16 protein-coding genes and 2 tRNA genes are annotated in these 17,838 nt (G+C 69.4%); 11 read left to right on the top strand and 7 right to left on the bottom strand.

The annotated features are described in order from the left end of the window. The first annotated feature begins 3 nt into the window (after positions 1–3). A complete protein-coding gene (locus BW730_RS11520; protein ID WP_145952828.1) occupies positions 4–2,139 on the top strand; it encodes a hypothetical protein in 2,136 nt (711 codons plus the stop codon). Positions 2,140–2,797: 658 nt separating this feature from the next. Continuing rightward, positions 2,798–3,394: a GNAT family N-acetyltransferase gene (locus BW730_RS11515; protein WP_077687640.1), complete on the top strand. Its 597-nt coding sequence runs from the start codon at positions 2,798–2,800 to the stop codon at positions 3,392–3,394. Between the two features lie 524 nt (positions 3,395–3,918). On the opposite strand, the gene BW730_RS11510 is transcribed toward BW730_RS11515, so the two are convergent. Both BW730_RS11510 and BW730_RS11505 read right to left on the bottom strand, forming a co-directional pair. Then, positions 3,919–4,755, bottom strand: a complete 837-nt coding sequence (locus BW730_RS11510) for an aldo/keto reductase (RefSeq protein WP_077686358.1) — start codon at positions 4,753–4,755, stop codon at positions 3,919–3,921. A gap of 261 nt (positions 4,756–5,016) precedes the next feature. After that, positions 5,017–5,092, bottom strand: a tRNA-Arg gene (locus tag BW730_RS11505). 113 nt (positions 5,093–5,205) lie between these two features. Here BW730_RS11505 and BW730_RS11500 point away from each other — a divergent pair. The 3 genes from BW730_RS11500 (at position 5,206) to BW730_RS11490 (ending at position 9,223) form a co-directional block, all read left to right on the top strand. Further along, positions 5,206–5,487, top strand: coding sequence for a DUF2249 domain-containing protein (locus BW730_RS11500; protein WP_226996752.1), 282 nt, complete (start codon positions 5,206–5,208; stop codon positions 5,485–5,487). A 71-nt stretch (positions 5,488–5,558) separates the two neighbouring features. Then, entirely contained in the window at positions 5,559–6,638 is a 1,080-nt protein-coding gene (locus BW730_RS11495; protein WP_226996750.1) for a hypothetical protein, read from the top strand. Beyond that, entirely contained in the window at positions 6,635–9,223 is a 2,589-nt protein-coding gene (locus BW730_RS11490; protein ID WP_077686356.1) for a multicopper oxidase domain-containing protein, read from the top strand. Before BW730_RS11495 ends, BW730_RS11490 begins: the two co-directional genes overlap by 4 nt. Here the strand turns inward: BW730_RS11490 and BW730_RS11485 are convergent. Beyond that, complete coding sequence (locus tag BW730_RS11485; RefSeq protein WP_158522632.1) at positions 9,220–10,065, bottom strand: FAD:protein FMN transferase; 846 nt, start codon at positions 10,063–10,065, stop codon at positions 9,220–9,222. The two genes, BW730_RS11490 and BW730_RS11485, sit on opposite strands and share 4 nt — an antisense overlap. A gap of 181 nt (positions 10,066–10,246) precedes the next feature. Between BW730_RS11485 and BW730_RS11480 the strand changes: the two genes are divergently transcribed. Next, complete coding sequence (locus tag BW730_RS11480) at positions 10,247–11,626, top strand: UTP--glucose-1-phosphate uridylyltransferase (protein WP_077686354.1); 1,380 nt, start codon at positions 10,247–10,249, stop codon at positions 11,624–11,626. Next, positions 11,619–11,960 carry a hypothetical protein gene (locus BW730_RS11475; RefSeq protein ID WP_077686353.1) on the top strand — a complete coding sequence of 114 codons (342 nt, stop codon included), beginning with the start codon at positions 11,619–11,621 and terminating at the stop codon, positions 11,958–11,960. Before BW730_RS11480 ends, BW730_RS11475 begins: the two co-directional genes overlap by 8 nt. Before the next feature lie 73 nt (positions 11,961–12,033). On the opposite strand, the gene mscL is transcribed toward BW730_RS11475, so the two are convergent. The 4 genes from mscL to BW730_RS11455 form a co-directional block, all read right to left on the bottom strand. Then, positions 12,034–12,399 carry a large conductance mechanosensitive channel protein MscL gene (mscL, locus tag BW730_RS11470; protein ID WP_077686352.1) on the bottom strand — a complete coding sequence of 122 codons (366 nt, stop codon included), beginning with the start codon at positions 12,397–12,399 and terminating at the stop codon, positions 12,034–12,036. A 144-nt stretch (positions 12,400–12,543) separates the two neighbouring features. Further along, on the bottom strand, positions 12,544–13,164 hold the full coding sequence (locus BW730_RS11465) for an SAF domain-containing protein (protein ID WP_077686351.1): 621 nt from the start codon (positions 13,162–13,164) through the stop codon (positions 12,544–12,546). A gap of 348 nt (positions 13,165–13,512) precedes the next feature. Further along, on the bottom strand, positions 13,513–13,797 hold the full coding sequence (locus BW730_RS11460; RefSeq protein ID WP_077686350.1) for an FmdB family zinc ribbon protein: 285 nt from the start codon (positions 13,795–13,797) through the stop codon (positions 13,513–13,515). Positions 13,798–13,839: 42 nt separating this feature from the next. After that, positions 13,840–14,412: a 5-formyltetrahydrofolate cyclo-ligase gene (locus tag BW730_RS11455; RefSeq protein WP_158522630.1), complete on the bottom strand. Its 573-nt coding sequence runs from the start codon at positions 14,410–14,412 to the stop codon at positions 13,840–13,842. Between the two features lie 398 nt (positions 14,413–14,810). Here BW730_RS11455 and BW730_RS11450 point away from each other — a divergent pair, with 398 nt between their 5' ends. From BW730_RS11450 to BW730_RS11440, 4 genes are all read left to right on the top strand, one after another. After that, a complete protein-coding gene (locus BW730_RS11450) occupies positions 14,811–16,562 on the top strand; it encodes a molybdopterin-binding protein (protein WP_077686348.1) in 1,752 nt (583 codons plus the stop codon). Positions 16,563–16,623: 61 nt separating this feature from the next. After that, positions 16,624–16,696, top strand: a tRNA-Ala gene (locus BW730_RS11445). 198 nt (positions 16,697–16,894) lie between these two features. Continuing rightward, positions 16,895–17,035: a hypothetical protein gene (locus BW730_RS18590; RefSeq protein ID WP_158522627.1), complete on the top strand. Its 141-nt coding sequence runs from the start codon at positions 16,895–16,897 to the stop codon at positions 17,033–17,035. A gap of 330 nt (positions 17,036–17,365) precedes the next feature. Continuing rightward, on the top strand, positions 17,366–17,827 hold the full coding sequence (locus BW730_RS11440; protein WP_077686347.1) for a hypothetical protein: 462 nt from the start codon (positions 17,366–17,368) through the stop codon (positions 17,825–17,827). Positions 17,828–17,838 lie beyond the last annotated feature (11 nt).

Below are 17,838 nucleotides of genomic sequence, written 5' to 3'. Positions count from 1 at the left end.
GAGATGATCACGTATCGGGACCTGACAATGCTCGAGACGCCGGTCGCCGAGCAGGTGGCGGATCTGACGTCCTGGTTCGAGGCCCTCACCCGCCTGCCACCCGGGCAGGCGAGGAACGATTCCCTTGAAGCGCTGTACGCGGAGGCCGAGCGCATCGAGTTCCCGCAGTTGATGGCTGTGGTCAAGTACGAGGAGACGGTCGCCCTGCTCGGTGACGTGCGGCCTCAGGCGGCCGTCGACGCGTACATCGAACTGATCGCGCTGCTCGGCCGGTACGCCGACGCGATCCACCCGGACCTGCTCGCGGCGATGCGCGCCGAGGCCCCGGACCACGTTGCGCTCATGATGGGGCTGCCCGAGATCCCGCTCGAGGTGATCCGGGTTGTCATCGACCAGGTCGGGCGGCAGTCCGCCGCGGTGCACGGCTCGCAGGCGCCGCGACTGCTTGCCACCGCCATGGTCGCTGCCTGCCTCGGAGACCGGGCCGCAACGATCGAGGGCCTCGAAGCGTGGCGGGCGAGCCTGGCCGCACCTGTTGATGCGGGCGTGGACCTGACGCTACTCGACCGGGTCGACCTGGACGCCGCGATCGCCCTCCAGCGCGAACTGCTGCAGGCGCTTCCGGACGGTGACCCCGCCGAGGCGTTCCAGCGGATCACGCTGGCGTCGAGGCTCGCGCAGGCGGGCCGCGCCGAGGAGGGCGCGGCCGTGACGTCCGGCCTTTGGGATCGTCTCGATCTCGAGGCGGCGACGGGGATTCCCGACGCGGACCTGCTGCGCGCGCTCGAGGCACGCCCCGACCTGGCCGGTCCCGTGGTCGGCCGGGTGATGTACACCGCCGACCTGCACTACCCGGGCAACTACCCGGTCGTCGCGGCCCTCGCCCGGCAGTTTCACCTGCGCGGCGAAGCGGGCGACGCGGGGGCCTTCATGCGCGCCGCCCAACGTCACGCCGAGGACCTCGATGCGCGAAACGGCACCACCGCGCAGGCCGACTGCCTGCGGCGCCGGTGGTGGCCCGGCGTCGCCGACGGCGTTTCTCCTGCGACGGTGACGGGCGCCGAGATGGACATCGACGAGGTCGCGGTGCGCTACCTCGACCGCGTTGCCGTCACCCCCGCCGACCTGCCCGTCTCGCTGCAGGAGCGGTGCGGCCGGTCCGCCAGGGTTGCCGCCGATCTGTTGTCGCCGCCGGATGCTGCCGCCGCGGAGCGTCTCGCTGAACTGGCGATCGGCGAGTCGCGCATCCTGCGGTACCCGACCACCGAGGCCGTCGCGCTGATCAACCTGGCGCTCTACCACAACATCTTCGGCGACCCGGTCGCCTCGCACGAGACCTTCCGGCGTCTGCAGGAGTTCCTCGGCGCAGCGGGGGAGCAGGTCGAGGAGTACACCAGGGACGGCACCATGGAGGTGTTCCAGACGGTGGTTGAGGGGGACCTGGCCGTCCCGGAGATCAGCCTGGAACAGATCAGGGCGTTCATCGACGCGCAGCAGCAGTTGGCCGACCGCCTTGGCCTGGCCAGTTATCAGGTGGACGTGTGCCGATCGCTGCTTGCGGCGCACCTCGGCGAGGCCGACGAACTGTCCGAGGAGCAGGTGCGGATGCTTGCGGCGGCTGAGCGCGACGAGGCTCCCGTCGGCGAGGTCGAGTTCGACGTGCTCCGCGGCACGGTCCGCGTCGACGCGGAACTCGCGGGCCAGTTGCTGCTGTCCTTCCCGCCCGAACTCGGTCTCGCCAGCGAGGTCAACGCCCGCCGATACGGAGCGTTCCGGGCCTACCTGGCGCGCCGCTTCGCGTCGGCGGAGGCGGCTGCGGAGGCGGCCGAGGCGATCCTCGGCTCTGTCGAGCGCCTCGCCCAGGTCGCGTCGAACCGGGTGCTCCCGTACCTGCTGTCCTCGCTGGACCGGGCCCCGTCGCTCGAGGAACTCGCCCCGTCGCTCGAGGAACTGGTACGGGCCAACCTGCCGATCTCGTGGGAGGGGTTCCCTGCGCTGGCCGGCGCCCTGCTGCGGCGCGACCCGACCGACGAGCGCGGCGTCCGACTGTTGGATGAGGGACGCGAGATCGCCCGTCGGCTCGACGCCCGCAACGGCAGCGGCGTCGCCTCGGCCCAGCTAGCCAGCCTCTGGCTCTGATCCGCCGTCCGAGGCGCTGGTTGAGCCAAGTCGGCCGCGAGTTCAGCGACCGCCGTTCCCCGACCTTGACCGCCGTTCCCCGAGCTTGTCGAGGGGTCCGAGACCACAGCGGCGTTCGGACGCTTCGACAGGCTCAGCGATCGGTCCCCGAGCTTGTCGAGGGGTCCGGAACCACATCGGCGTTTGGACGCGTCGCTCTCGCGCGCCAGCGTCCGGGAGGTGTCTTGTCGAAGCGGCGCGGTGTTTGCTGGTTGAGCCATGTCGGCCGCGGAGCGGGCGACATCGGTCGAAACCTCGTGACGTCCGCGGGGTCTTGCGCGGCGTCTGCGCGCCCGCCGACGTTTGGACGTCTCGGCGCGGTTCGGTGTTCGGACGCTTGGAAAGGCTCAGCGATCGGTGTTCCCCGAGCTTGTCGAGGGGTCCGAAACTTCAGCGGAGCGTTCGGACGCTTCGACAGGCTCAGCGACCGGTGTTCCCGAGCTTGTCGAGGCGACGCAGACACGTTCCCCCGAGCTTGTCGAGGGGTCCGCGACCACCGTGAACACTGGGGACACTTCGGCATGCTCAGCCAACGACGACCGCCCTCGAAGCCTTGTCGAGTCGGACGAAGTTCGGTTACCCCGCCGATCGCGACCTCACGGTGCGGTACAACAGGTCCGTGACCTTCGTGCAGCCAGTAACCCTGACCGACCGCGGCGTGCGCGTCGAGCCCCTGACACTCGCCCACGTCGACGGGCTCGAGGCGGCCGCGGCCGACGGGCAACTCTGGCGCGTCCGGCTCACCTCGGTGCCCGAGCCGGGGCAGACGCGTGGCTACGTCGAGGCCGCGCTCGCCGCCCGAGAGGACGGCACCAGGTTCCCGTTCGCGATCATCGACGAGGCATCCGGCCGGGTGCTCGGCACCACCAGCTTCCACGACATCCTGCCCGGTCCGCGCCGCCTGGAGATCGGCTACACGTGGCTTGGCAGGTCGTCCCAGCGCACGAGCGTCAACACTGTGGTGAAGCGACTGCTGCTGATCCACGCGTTCGAGGACCTCTGCTGCAATACGGTCGGCTGGCGGACGGACAACTTCAACCACGCGAGCCAACGGGCCATCGAGCGGTTGGGGGCCAAGCGCGACGGCGTGATCCGCGGCCAAGCGCAGCGCAGGGACGGCACCATCCGCGACACGGTGATGTACTCGGTGACCGCGGGGGAGTGGCCCGAGATCAGGGCTCACCTCGACCACCTGCTTCTGCGCCACGAACGCTGACCCGGCCCGTCCGCTGAGCCTGCCGAAGCGCTTAGTGGGGCGGTGGTTTCGGACCCCTCGACAAGCTCGGGGAACGAGCGACCCTCGACCAGCTCGGGAATCGGTCGCCCCTCGACAGCCGCGTGGGGAGGCCCGGCCGGTTGACTGGGTCGCGGTCATCGATCGCTGAGCTTGTCGAAGCGTCCGAGCGCCGAGCGTGGCTGGTGGTTTCGGACCCCTCGACAGGCTCGGGGAACGGCCTGGCCGTTGACTGGGTCGCGGTCATCGATCGCTGAGCTTGTCGAAGCGTCCGAGCGTCGAGCGTGGCTGGTGGTTTCGGACCCCTCGAGATACCGGGGAACGGCCTGACCGGCTCGTGGTTTCGGACCCCTCGACAAGCTCGGGGAACGAGCGACCCCTCGACCACCTCGGGGTACGGCATGTGGCCCCCCCGACAGGCTCGGGGAACGAGCGACCCTTCGACAAGCTCGGGGAACGGTTTTCGGACCCCGACTGCTCGGGGAACGGCTCCGACTCGGCCGACCTCAGTTCACGTCGTTGGGGTGCGACCCCACGCGCCCGCGGCCGTCGCCCGGGTCCAGCGAGTCGATCGCGTCCAACTGCCTGTCCGTCAGGTCGAAGTCGAACACGTCGAAGTTCTCCCGCAGGCGCTCCACATGTACCGACTTGGGGAACACGATCCTGCCCCGCTGCAGGTGCCAACGCAGCACGACCTGCGCGGGGCTGCGACCGTGGGCGGTGGCCGCGGCGGCGACCGGGCCGCATGCGGCGATGTCGTACTTGCCCTGCCCGAGCGGACCCCACGCCTCGACGGCGACGCCATGCTCGGCGCACCACCGGACGATGTCGGCCTGCAGGTGCCGCGGGTGCAACTCGATCTGGTTCACCGACGGGACGACGCCCGTTTCGTCGACCAGTCGGTCGAGGTGACGCACGAGGTGGTTGGACACGCCTGCGCTGCGGGTCAGGCCGCGCTCGCGGATCCCGACCACCTTCTCCCACGCGTGCACGTAGTTGTCGTTCTCCGGCGTCGGCCAGTGCACCAGATACAGGTCGACGTGGTCGAGGCCGAGCTTGCCGAGGCTCTCCTCGATCGCGCGATCGGGTGCATCGCCGTCGTGGTCATCGTTCCAGAGCTTGGTGGTGACGAACAGTTCGTCGCGTGGCAGTCCGCTTGCGGCGATCGCCCTGCCGACGCCCTCCTCGTTGCCGTAGATCGCGGCGGTGTCGATGTGGCGGTAGCCGATCTCGAGCGCCTCGCTCACCGCGCGCTCCGTGTCGCCTGCGGGCACCTTGAACACGCCGTAGCCGAGTTGGGGGATTTCCGGGCCGTCATTGAGTCTGATCACGGGAACAGTCATGGCTCCATGCAAGCACACCCCATCGGCGCATGCGCGGGATCGATCCCCAATTCGGACGGGCGAGGGGTCCTCAGGTGACTCGACCGGCAGCACCCAGCACCGGCGACGGGTTCCGACCGAAGGAGGCGGGGCACCCGCTGCTTCACGGCTCAGCCAGCGACAGGCCGAGGCGACGTCCTCCAAGGACGGGGGAGCGAGGGCCACGCCGAACCACATCAGGGGCGAGAGCCGTTCCGACGGGGTTGGAGGACATCGCAGGCGTGGCGACCCCGGGAAGATTCGAACTTCCGACACAAGGTTTAGGAAACCTCTGCTCTATCCCCTGAGCTACGGGGCCAACTCGACAAGGATAGCCGTCACGCCCCATGCGACGCATCACGGCTGGCGCTGGCGGGCCTGCTCCAAAGCCCCTGATGATTAATCCAAGAAGATGGTAGTAATATTCGAAGCGTGACCGAACTCAACCTGACCGCCAAGTCCGCCTGCGGCTGCGGAGCAGCCCACGAACAGCTTCCCGAACTCGACGCCCGCACCATCCCGCACGCCGTCCGGCACGCCGCGATCTTCGGCGTCGTCGACGGGCTCCAGCCCGGTGCTGCCTTCATCCTGATCGCCCCGCACGACCCCCTCCCCCTGCTGGGCCAGATCGCCGAGCGGCACGGCGGTGACATCGCGGTGGAGTATGTTCAACGCGGCCCCGAGGCGTGGAAGCTCAAGCTCACCCACGCCTGACCCGGCCCCCGCCGCGGTGCGTTTGTCCCTCCCCTCTGACAGCACCGTGGCGGGGCCCTCAGGGCAACGCCATGACCTCCGCACTCGCCGCCTCTGAGCGGACGCGCGGCCTGCGGATGACGCTCATCGCGCTCGCAGGCCTCTCCCTCCTCACCGGCCTCAACGCCGGGCTGCTCCGGCTCGGCCTGTGGGCGCCGGTCATCTCGGACCGGATCGCCGACCTGCACGGCCCCGTGATGGTGCTCGGCTTCATGGGCACCCTCATCTCACTTGAGCGCGCCCAAGCCCTGCGCAACCCGCTCGCCTACCTGGCACCGGGGCTGTTCGCCCTGGGGTCGCTCGTCCTGCTCACCGGCCTGCCCGTCGCACTCGGAAAACTGCTGCTGCTCGACGGCGCAATCGCGTTCCTGGTGGTGACGCTCGCGCTGTGGCGGCGCGCCCCGCTCGGGCTCGTGGCCGCGCAGGTGCTTGCCGCATTGTTCACCGTCCTTGCCTCCGTCTCCTGGCTGTTCGCCGAGATGCCGAGCGTCGTCATCCTGCTGGCGGCCTTCCTCGTCATCGCCATCGGCTCGGAGCGCGCGGAACTGGCGCAACTGACCATGGGACGTCGGGCCGTCCCTATGCTGCTCGCCGTGAGCGGGTTCCTTGCGGTGGCCGCCGCGCTGAGCCTCGCCCTCCCCGACTGGGGCGCGCGGGCGTTCGGCCTCGGCTGCCTGATCACCGCCGCGTGGCTGATCCGCGACGACGTGGGCCGCCGGATGATCCGCTCCAAGGGGCTGCGCCGGTTCAACGCTGCCGCGCTCCTGGCGGGCAACGTGTGGCTCGGGCTCGCCGGGGTCGTGTGGTTCGTCGTCGGGCAACCGACGTCGGCAGGCGCGTACGACACCGTCGTCCACGGGGTGTTCCTCGGCTTCGGGATGTCGATGATCATGGCCCACGCCCCGATCATCTTCCCGGCGGTGATCGGTCGACCCCTTCCGTATCGCGCCCCCATGTGGGTGCCCCTCGTCCTGCTCAACGCCGGCCTCGCCGTCCGCTTCGCAGGCGCCCTCTCACAGACCACCCTCGCCTATCAGGTAGGAGGCACGCTCACCGTGGCAGCCGTCCTGTTGTTCGCACTCACCGTCGTCGTCTCGGTGGTCAGGGGATGAGGGGCAAGCGCGGGTTCCGCGACTACACCCTCGTCCTGTGGTTCGTCGCCGCCGTCGCCGTCTCGGGCGCGCACCGGTGGATCCCGGAGTCGACCTGGCTGATGGTCCACCTGATCGCCCTCGGCGCGATCACGCACGCCATCATGGTCTGGAGCGCCCACTTCACGGCCGCGCTGCTGAAGACCCGCGACGATGACCACACCAGAAGGCTCGCCGACGCCCGACTCGTGATGCTCGCCGTCGGGGCGCTGCTCGTCTTCATCGGCGTACCCGTGGCCATCTGGTGGCTCGTGGTCGTCGGTGCGACCCTGGTGTCAACGGCGGTGCTGTGGCACGGCGTCGTGCTGGTGTGCGACCTCAGGCGCGCGCTTCCCGGCCGCTTCCGGATCTGCATCCGCTACTACGTCGCCGCTGCGCTCTGCCTGCCGGTCGGGGCTGGGTTCGGCGCGACCCTCGCGCTCGGCCTCGACGACCGCTGGCACGCCAACCTGCTGGTCGCCCACTCCTTGACGATGCTGCTCGGCTGGGTCGGCCTGACGGTCGTCGGGACGCTCGTCACCTTCTGGCCGACGGTGCTGCGCACCAGGATGGACGACCGCGCCGAGCGCCTCGCCAAGCAGGCCCTTCCGATCCTGCTCGGCTCCCTGGCGGTCGTGATCGCCGGGTCGCTGACCGGCCTGCGTCTGGTCTCGGCCGTCGGCATCCTCGGCTACGCGGCGGGCCTCGTCTGGTTCGGGCGCTGCCTCGTGGCCCCCGCCCGAAAGCAGCCTCCCCGGGAGTTCGCGTCGGCCTCCATCCTCGCGGGTGCCGTCTGGGCGACCATCGCGCTGATCATGACGGCGGTCCACGTCGCCTTCTCCGACGACCTCCGCCTGGCGACCGACTACCCGACGCTCGCCGCGGTGTGGGTCGTCGGGTTCCTGCTGCAACTGCTCACCGGGGCACTTTCCTACCTGCTGCCGTCGGTGTTCGGCGGTGGCCCGCGGGTCGTCAGGGCGGGAGGGCGCTACTTCGACCGGTTCGCCACCGCCCGCCTCGTCATCATCAACGGGGGCCTGCTGCTGTGGCTCCTGCCGATCCCGAGTTGGGCGAAGGTGAGCGTCTCCTCGCTGGTGCTGCTCGCCCTCGTGGCGTTCATCCCGCTGCTCATCCTCGGCCTGCGCGCCGCCGCGACCGAGAAGCGGCGGGCCCAGGCGGGCGAGCCTGCCGCCGAGCCGCAGCGGACCTCCGCGATCACCGGCAACGGGTTCGTGGCCGGGATCGCCGCCCTGGCGATCGCGCTGACGCTCGGCATCGGGGCCGACCCGTCGGCCGCTGGCCTCAACGCCGGGGCGCCGCCCGCCACCCAGGTCGCACCGACCGGGCAGACCGTCACCGTCGAGGTGATGGCCCACGACATGCGCTTCGAACCAAACCGGGTGGAGGTCAACCCGGGCGACCGTGTCGTGATCAAACTGACCAACCATGACGCCACCAACGTGCACGACCTGTTGATCGGCTCGGCGCGGACCCCGCGCCTCGCGATGGGTGAGACCGCGGAACTCGACCTCGGCGTCGTCGGGGCAAGCATCGAGGGCTGGTGCACCGTCGTCGGCCACCGTCAGATGGGCATGGTCTTCGACGTCGTGGTTGCGGGTTCTGCTCAGCCGGAACCGACCTCAACGCCCGCCGATCACAGCGGGCACGGCGCCACCGCCGACGCTTCCGCGAAGCTGAGCCGGATCGTCGACCCGGTCGCGCCGCCGCTGACCGCGGAGACGGTGCACAAGTACGAGTTCAGGGTGACGGAGGTGCCGCTCGAGGTCGCGCCCGGCGTCTGGCAGCGTCGCTGGACGTTCAACGGCGGGCCGGTCGGGCCGACCCTGCGGGGCAGGGTCGGCGACGCGTTCGAGATCACGCTGATCAACGACGGCACCATGGGGCATTCCATCGACTTCCACGCGGGCGCGGTCGCACCCGACCAGCCGATGCGCACCATCGCGCCGGGGGAGAGGCTCGTCTACCGGTTCACCGCCGAGCGGGCGGGCGTGTGGATGTACCACTGCTCCACCATGCCGATGAGCGCCCACATCTCCGCAGGCATGCACGGGGTGGTCATCATCGAACCGGAGGGCGGCCTGCCGAAGGTCGACAGGGAGTACGTCCTCGTGCAGTCCGAGGTCTTCACAACCAACGCCTCGACGGCGGAGGCTGCGGTGGACATCGACCCGGCCCGGATCGCGGCAGGCAACCCCGACTTCGTCGTGTTCAACGGCGTCGCGAACCAGTACGACCAGCAGATGTTCGAAGCGAAGGTCGGGGAGAAGGTCAGGTTCTTCGTCCTCGACGCAGGCCCCGACAGGGCGTCCAGTTTCCACATCGTCGGCGGCCAGTTCGACACGCTCTACCGCGAGGGCGGCTACCACCTCAAGGACGGCGCCGACGCCTTCGGCTCATCGGGAGGGGGCGCACAGGCGCTCGCCCTGCAGCCAGCGGAGGGCGGTTTCGTGGAACTCACCTTCACCGAGCCGGGCCACTACCCGGTCGTGAGCCACCTGATGAGCGACGCCGAGCGGGGCGCGCACGGCATTGTCCACGTCTCCTAAGCGGCGACCAGGCGAGGGTGCGGCCAGCCCTTCGTGAAGCGGGTCGTGCCGGTGCGACGTTCGAGCCGGGCCGAGACGCCGAAGTGCGTCAGCCAGTCGGGCGCCCGCTCGCCGAGCACCACCGATGCCGTCGCCCAGGCGTTGGCCTCGAGAGCGGTGCATGCCGCGACCGTCACCTGCGTCCACACTCGGTCGGCGGCGTCGCCGGTGCGCGGATCGACCACCGCGGGCGCTCCGTCCGTCGATGCGGACGCGGAACGGGCAAGCGCCGCCCTCGTCGTCGAGACAAGTTGCAGCATCTTTCCGGTGGGGCTGGTGACGGGGATCCTCCAGCCCTCGTCCGGATGGTCGCCAGCGACGGCCATGTCGCCGCCGATGCTGACCAGGAACCCGCCGCGATGCTCCTCGGCGAGACGTCGCACCAGCAGGTCCGCCGCGCGGGCCGGGGCGGTGGCGCCGAGGTCCAGGACGCAGCCGCGTGGCAGCGTCACGACGCCATCTCCGAGCACGATCCGTTCCCAGCCGCGGGATGTGTCGTCTGAGGCGAGCGACCCGACGGTGGGGTCGACCAGGCCGCCGGTCAGGTCGGCCGCCCACAGCGCAGCGCGCAGGTAGTCGATCAGCGTGTCGCTGGCGGGCACGGTGATCTCCGCGAAGCGCGCGAGCCTACCGAGCCGCGACACCTCGGAACCGTGCAGGTCGAGAGAGGCGGTGGCGGCGAGGGTGTTGACGGTTTCGATGACCTCGTCAATGGCGGGGAAGAGTTCCTCTGGCTCGGTCGTGATGACGAGGCAATCGAGGTCCATGACGGTGAACGTGGCTTCGTGCGGGTAACGACCCATCGTTGGGTCCTTCCGATCGGGATCAGGCATGTTCCGACCCAACCAACCGAGTCTGTGTGCAGGCTGTGAGTCACATGGGTGGCGCGTGTGAGCGGAACTCCGCCCGAAGGGGTGAGCGGATTCACCTCTGGCCTGGTGGCCGTTAGGATCGAACGCGTTCGCTCGTGAAGGGAAAGTACCTGTGTCTGCAGCCGGTCTGGAAGCCGCCCGTCAGAAGATGCTCGACGCCGGAGTGTCCGCGCCCGCGATCGAGGTGTTTTCGCGTTTCTATGAGCTCCTCGAGTCCGGCGCCACCGGGGTCATCCGCGAGGACACCATCGAGCCGCTCCTCGATCCGCCGATGCTGGCGGACGTCGACATCACCGACGCGCAGGCCCGCGAGGCCATCGGGAAGACCGTCATCATCAAGCTCAACGGCGGCCTCGGTACGTCGATGGGTCTCGACAAGGCCAAGACCCTGCTCAAGGTCCGCGACGGGATGAACTTCCTGGACCTGATCGCCCGGCAGGTCCTCGCGGCGCGGGAACGCTACGACGCACGCCTGCCGCTTCTGCTGATGAACTCCTTCCGTACCGAGGGTGACACCCTCGAGTACCTCGCGAAGTATCCGGAGTTGTACGTCGAGGATCTTCCGCTCAGCTTCGTGCAGAGCAAGGAACCCAAGCTGCGCGCCGACGACCTGACTCCGGTCGAATGGGCCGACGATCCGACTCTCGAGTGGTGCCCGCCCGGCCACGGGGACCTGTACCCCGCACTTGAGGGCTCCGGCGTGCTCGACAAACTCATCGAGCACGGCTTCCGCTACGCCTGCGTGTCCAACGGCGACAACCTGGGCGCCGCACCCAACGCCACCATCGCGGGCTGGTTCGCGCAGTCGGGGGCGCCCTATGCAGCAGAGCTGTGCCGCCGCACGATCAACGACAAGAAGGGCGGCCATCTTGCGATCCGCAAGGAGGACGGGCAACTGATCCTGCGCGACACCGCCCAGACGGCCGCGGAGGAGATGGACTACTTCACCGACGAGCACCGTCACCCGTTCTTCCACACCAACAACCTGTGGTTCGACCTCGTGGCGCTTCGGGCGGCGCTCGTCGAGCGCAACTCGGTGCTTGGACTTCCGCTGATCCGCAACGAGAAGACGGTCGATCCCGGCGACTCGTCCTCGACGCCGGTAATCCAGATCGAGTCCGCCATGGGTGCCGCCATCGAGGTGTTCGAGGGCGCGACCGCGATCTGCGTCGGCCGGGACCGCTTCCTTCCCGTCAAGACCACCAACGAACTGCTGCTGCTGCGCTCCGACGTGTACTCGCTGACCGCGGAAGGCAAGCTGGTCGCCACCACCGAGTCGGCCCCCGAGATCGCGCTCGACTCGCGCTACTACAAGTTGGTCGACGAGTTCAGCCGCCGGATCCCGTCCGCACCGTCCCTGCGTAAGGCGTCCTCGCTCAAGGTCACGGGCGACTGGACGTTCGAGCCCAGCGTCGTGGTGACCGGAGACGTGGAACTGCTCGACGAGGGCGGCCCCGCGACCATCCCGGTCGGCACCCATCTCGGTGACTGACGTAGAACTGGCCGAGGCGCTGACACTTGCCCTGACCGGCCGACAACTCTCCGTCGGCGACGGCGGGCTGGAGGCGGCGCTGGCCGAGGCGGGGTTCGACCGTTCGAGCCTCGCCGACCTCAGGCACCGCTGCCAGCAGGAGCAGCTTCCCTGGCCCTTCGCCGTGCCGATCGAGGCGCGCCGCGCCATCGGCTTCGCCCGCTTCGACGCCGCCCTCGCCGAGGCGCGTCGGGAACTCGGCCTCGACGGTCTGACGCACGCCAACCAGGCGATCCGCCCGCTCACCAGGGACGAGCAGCGGCTCGCGGACGACCGGCCACCTCACTGGGGTTGAGGCCCTGAGCGAGCCCGGGCCGGGCATGCAAAAGGGGCGCCCCCGAAGGGACGCCCCGATTGTGTGAGGTGGTTCAGTTGCGCTGGGTCTTCAGCACGTCGCGGATCTCGACGAGCAGGTCCTCGGTCGTGGGAGCCGCGGCCGCTTCCTCGGCGGGCTTCTCGAAGCGCGCCTTGGCCTTGTTGTAGGGGAGCACGACGCCGAAGTAGACGACGGCGGCCATGATGACGAACGCGACGAGCGCGGTCAGGAACACGCCGACGCTGACGCCGCCCGGCTTCCAGGCGGAGAAGTCCGGCGTGCCGCCGGCCTTGCCGAGGATGTCCATGAACATCGTGGTGAAGGCCTCGACGACGGTGGCGAACGCGCCGCCGATGACGAAGGCGACGGCCAACTCAACGAGGTTGCCGCGCAGCAGGAATTCCTTGAAACCCTTCATAGGAAGTGTGTCTTTCTGTGTGCCTCGCCGTGGCGGGGGAGTTGCCCGGCGCTGCAGAGGGCAGCACGGGTGGGCCAGCAGTTGACCGCGAAAGAATATATAACGATCAAAGGGGCCGTGGCAACACCCTTCGGCCCCCCAACCCTACACCGTGCCCAAAATCACGCTGACCCCGACCCCCTGTCCGAACGTCGCGACGTTGGCCGCATCTTCCTGAGGGACCTCGACGAGGATCATCGTTGAGGGCCGCTGGGTCGCGTCCGCCAGGCGCCCGGCGGGGTCCGGCCCGGAGGGAAGCGCCACGATGATCGCGTCTGAGCAGAGCACCACCATGGAATCGGGGCCTTGGGTCACCAGGGAGACCCTGTCACCGGGGGAGAGCAGCGCTCGCAGCCCGTCGTCGGAGACGGCGATCGGCACGATCGCGCGCCCGTCTGCTGCCCGGTGATCGTTGGCGAGCGAGCCAGGCTGCAGCACTGTGCTGCCGCTGACCGCCGCCGCGAGGGTGCGCCCGATCGCGTCATCTGGCGAGGCCAGGGAGTCGTCGGGCAAGGCTCCGGGCGGTAGAGCCCTGACCTCCACATCGGCGGGGGTGATGGTGTGCCCGGCGGGCAGCGCGACGGTGGCGACCAGGGCGTCGACCGTCTCGACGGGCGTCCTCAGCGCCTCAGCGAGCAGCAGGACGGACGCGGCGGCCAGCAGCGCGCCGATCGCGCGTCTGTGCCAGGAGACGAAGGTGACGATGGAGGTGGCAATGCGTCGCATGCCCCGTTATCCGCCGCGGTGGGAGGTCGTTCTCACCTGTCCACAGGGCAAGGTCAGTCAACATTTCCACTTCAACTGGCCTGGCCTTGAGCATGTTTGGTAAGTCGATTGCGATTCGAACGTTCAACTACGGCTCAACACGCAATGAGCAACCAAACATGCTCAACGAAGGCCCTAACCCGGCCGTTCGTCGAGCTTGTCGAGACGTCCGTGCTCCGTGTCTGGTTGCGGACCCTTCGACAGGCTCAGGGGACGATCAGGCTCAGGGAACGGGGGAAGGCCCGGAGAACCACCGGCCCTTCGGCCGGTCCAGCGATGGACGGGCTCAGCGACCCGCGGCGGACGGCGTCAGGCCGACTTTGCCTGGGGAGCGGCCGCGGCCGGGGCCGACTCGGTCTTGGCGGGCTTGGCCGCCGGAGCGTCGGACTTCTTCTCCGAGGCGGGCAGCGACGACGACTTGCGCGAGTCGGTGCGGTAGAAGCCGGAACCCTTGAAGACCACGCCGACGGCGCTGAAGACCTTGCGGAGCTCACCCTCGCACTCCGGGCACACGGTCAGCGCGGGGTCCGAGAACTTCTGCACAGCCTCGAGCTCGTTGCCGCAGTTGGTGCAGCGGTACTGGTACGTGGGCATGGATCGGCTCTCTTCAGCGGCGGTGGACCATCCCATGATAGTTCAGCGCTCCAGTTCGACCCATTCCGTCTCGGTGACAACGCCCTGGACTGCCACGTCGTGCTCCTCCATCGGCACCGAGGCGACGACCTCCGCTCCTCGGGCAAGCGCCACGACCGGGGTGCCGGGGGTGCGCGACGGGAGCGCCCGGTCGTACCAGCCGCCGCCGGTGCCGAGCCGGGAGCCGTCCAGCCCGACGCTCAAGGCGGAGACGAAGACGAGATTCGCCCGCGCGAGAGCCTCCGGCCCCAGACGCGGGCCGTTCGGCTCGGGGATGTCGCGCCAGCCGGGCACCATCTGGCCCCACGAGGCGAACTCGGCCCAGTCGACGCGCCGCCTCAGCACCGGAAGAAGGACTCTCCAGCCGGCGTCGGCCAAGGCGTCGATGAGTGCGGTGGTGCCCGGCTCCCCAGGCAGGGAGGCGTACAACGCGACGGTGCCGGAGCGACCGGTGAGCCGCGCGAGGACATGCTCGGTGCGGGCGCGGTCCTCTGCGTCCCAGACGGCGGGGGAGAGGGCGGATCGCTCGGCCAACACGGCGGCTCGCAGCGAGTCCTTCCTGTGTCGGCTGAGCATTGCCATATCGTAGGACCCATGGCTTGGTTTGCACGCAATAAGCAAGAGCCCGTCGTCGAAGAGCCGGTGGAGGAGCCTCGTCTTCCCGAGCCGCCCGCCGTCGACGCCTCCGGATTGCGCAGTGTCGCCGACCACACCTCCTACCTGTTGAGCCTCGTCGAACCGCTGAAGCCGTTCGGGATGACGCTGCTCGACGCATGGGATCAGGTCGTGTGCGAGGACATCGACTCCATGATCAACGTCCCGCCGAACAGCACCGCGAAGGTCGAGGGCTACGCGGTGCGCGCCTCGGACCTGCTGGATGACGAGGGGCACCTCGCCGAGCCACTCGAACTGATCGACCTGGGCGACACGGACCGGCTCCCGGCTGGCGCGGTGGTGGCGGTTGCCCCGGCGACGTGCTGCCGCGCGGCGCGAACGCCGTGCTTCCGACGACGTTTGGGACCCTCGCCGAGGGGCGCGTGCGGCTCGTGGAGAAGGTCGCCGCAGGCGAATACTCACGCGCCGCCGGCGAGCACCTGGAGGCGGGCACGCGCCTGCTGAGCGAGGGCGACACCCTCGACGACCGCGCCATCGGGCTCCTGGCAGGCGCGGGCATCGACAAGGTGATGGTCCGCCCCCGCCCACGCGTCGTCGTGGTCAGTTCGGGCGAGCACCTCGTCGATCCGGGCGAGGAGATCGGGCACGGTCAGAGCGCCGACGCCAACTCGTTCATGATCGCCGCCGCGGCCCGCGCCGTCGGAGCGACCGTGTTCCGCGTCGCCGTCCACTCCAACGACCCCGCGACCATCAAGCAGGTCGTCACCGACCAACTGATCCGCGCCGACCTCGTCATCTCGACGACGGGCGGGAAGCGCGAGGACTACGAGGCCGTCGCCGCCGTCATGCAGGAGATCGGCCTGGTCGACTCGGTCAACGTCGCGATGTCTCCCGGCCGGATGCAGACCTTCGGCCTGATCGGCGAGGACCAGGTGCCGATGCTGATGCTGCCCGGCAACCCTGTCAGCGCCTATGTGACCTTCCAGGCGTTCGCCCGCCCGATGATCCGCCAGTTGATGGGTGCGGGCACCTCGCACCGTGCGGTGCGGGCCATCGCGACGCAGCCGCTGCGCTCGATGCTCGGCCAGCTTCACCTGCTCCGCGGGAGGGTCACGTCGGAGGGAAGCGTCCGCCAGGTCGCGGCGGTCTCGATGCCGCACGCGCTCGGTGAACTCGCCGCGTCCAACGCCCTCATCGTGGTGGACGAGGCGGTCGAGTCGGTCCGCGCGGGGAGGCCGTCAAGGTCTGGCTCCTCGACGAGGAGTAGTCTCCCGACTTTTCGTCAACACCCGACGCGCCCGGCCTGTCGGGGCGCAAATTACACCGTTGTTGTTTACGGTGGTCGCATGCTCGCCGGAATCCTCATCTCCCTTGTTGTCGTCGCCGGCCTCGCCCTCGCCCTGCCCTGGGTGATGTCGCAGCGGACGGCCGATGTGGAGCTCGACGGGGACCCGACCGAACGCTTCTCCAACTCGGTGCGGATCCTGCGCCGCGACGTCGAGGACTACCAGGACGAGGACACCTCCGCCGTGTCGACGCCGTTGACGCGCCGCGCTGAGGTGCATGAACTGCGGATGATCGCGCGCCAGGCGGCGAAGCGTCGCCTCGTGGTCGTGTGCGCGCTGCTCGTCGCCGTGGTGACGCTCGCGGTGCTCGCCTTCCTGGCGATCGTGCCGTGGTGGAGCCTCGCCGTTCCCGGCGGACTGCTCGTCGGCTTCCTCGCGGTCGCCCGGTTCTCCGTGGTCTCGATGCACCGCAGCCTCGACACCCGCGCCGCGGCCGTGGAGCGGGGCTTCGACGAGAACGAGGACACCGAGACGATCGACCTCACCGACTTCGAGGGCACCGAGGGGATCGAGATCTCCGTCGACCTGTCGGTGCCGACCACGACCGGCGCGCTGTGGGACCCGATCCCCGTCACGCCCGCCACGTACGTGTCGCAGCCGCTGCTGCCGCGCACGGTCCGCACCATCGACCTGTCGGCCCCCGTGACAGCCACCGCGCCGATCGTCCCGACCGCCGACCACCCGGCGGCGGAGGTCGTCGAATCGGAGGAGACGATGACCACTGACAACGTCGCCCAGTTCCGCCCGCGCGCGATCGGCGAGTGAACGGGCCTGGTTTGTGGCGCGCCCAGCCGCGCTGCTAGACTCAACGACGCTTGAAAAGCATGGGGCTATGGCGCAGTTGGTAGCGCGTCTCGTTCGCAATGAGAAGGCCGGGGGTTCGAATCCCCCTAGCTCCACTAGTTTCACAGGCTCCCGACTCGATCCGGTCGGGAGCCTTCGCGTTTCCGGTGTGATTCGTATCCGGAGAGTGACACCCCGATCGGGCATCGTGGGCCGCGTGGCGTCGGCATGACCGTGGCACACCGCTGACCGCACGGCAGCGGTAGGGCTCGGCGCGACGCCTGAGGTCAGTGGGCGGCAGACGAGGGGCGGGTATGGATGACGTCAACCAGACCGACGCCGGGGGGTCGAACCTGGTGCCGCTGAACCGGGCGGCCGCCGTGGGCGACGTGGGCGCAGTGCGAACGTTGCTCGCGCGCGGTGCCCGCCCGGACGTGCTGACGAGACGGCGCTGACGCCGCAGATGGACGCGGTCCGCCATGGGCAGGCTGAGGTAGCGAAGGTGCTGCTTGAGGCTGGCGCGGAGGTCAACCGCCTTGGGTATCTGCAACGGTGCTACCCCGTGGACTTCGCGGGTTGGAAGAAGGCGGACCCCGAAACGGTCTCGGTGTTGGAGCGGTTCGGCGGGTTGAGCGTCGCCGCATCGAGGGACTGGCCCGCAGAGGAGGGGTATCCGGTGATTGCGCACGTCAGCCGCAACTACGCGGGGGTCTTCCCCGTGCCATTCACCCGCGTCGTTGCCCTTTCGGTTCTGGCTCGGCGAGATCCGACCGGGTGGCTCGTACGTGTACCTGTTCACGGCAGGACTGAGCGACCTCGGGCCCGGGACGGAGGTCGCCCTTGTGCTTCCTGGGCCGTGGGCGCTGCTGAACACCTACGACGCCGACCGGTCGATCTACTCGTTCCCCATCGACCTGCTGGAGCGGGTCGCCGAGCGGGTTGCGGGCGGCGCCAGGATCGAGGCGGGCGACCTCCTCGCGCCCGCTGACGCCGATCTCGCGGACCTTGCGTGGCCAGAGGGCGTTCGCTACCTGATCGCGGTCGACCAGCAGTGGCCCGAAGACACTCAAGCCCCCGGACCTCGCGGCGGCGACGACGACATCACGCTGCTCACCCTCGCCCCGGTCACCGCGAAGACCTTCACCCCGAAGCGGGCCGCCGACACCCACGAACGGCTTCGGACCGCGAGCCCCAAACGGCTCGCGCTGCCCTACTACTGGCCCGAGAGGGTCCCGGGCCTGCGTTGACGTTTCGGCGC

The organism is Tessaracoccus aquimaris, assembly GCF_001997345.1.
GTDB lineage: Bacteria > Actinomycetota > Actinomycetes > Propionibacteriales > Propionibacteriaceae > Arachnia > Arachnia aquimaris.
The sequence above is the reverse complement of the archived record's forward strand: the minus strand, read 5'-3'. Positions and strand labels throughout refer to the sequence as shown.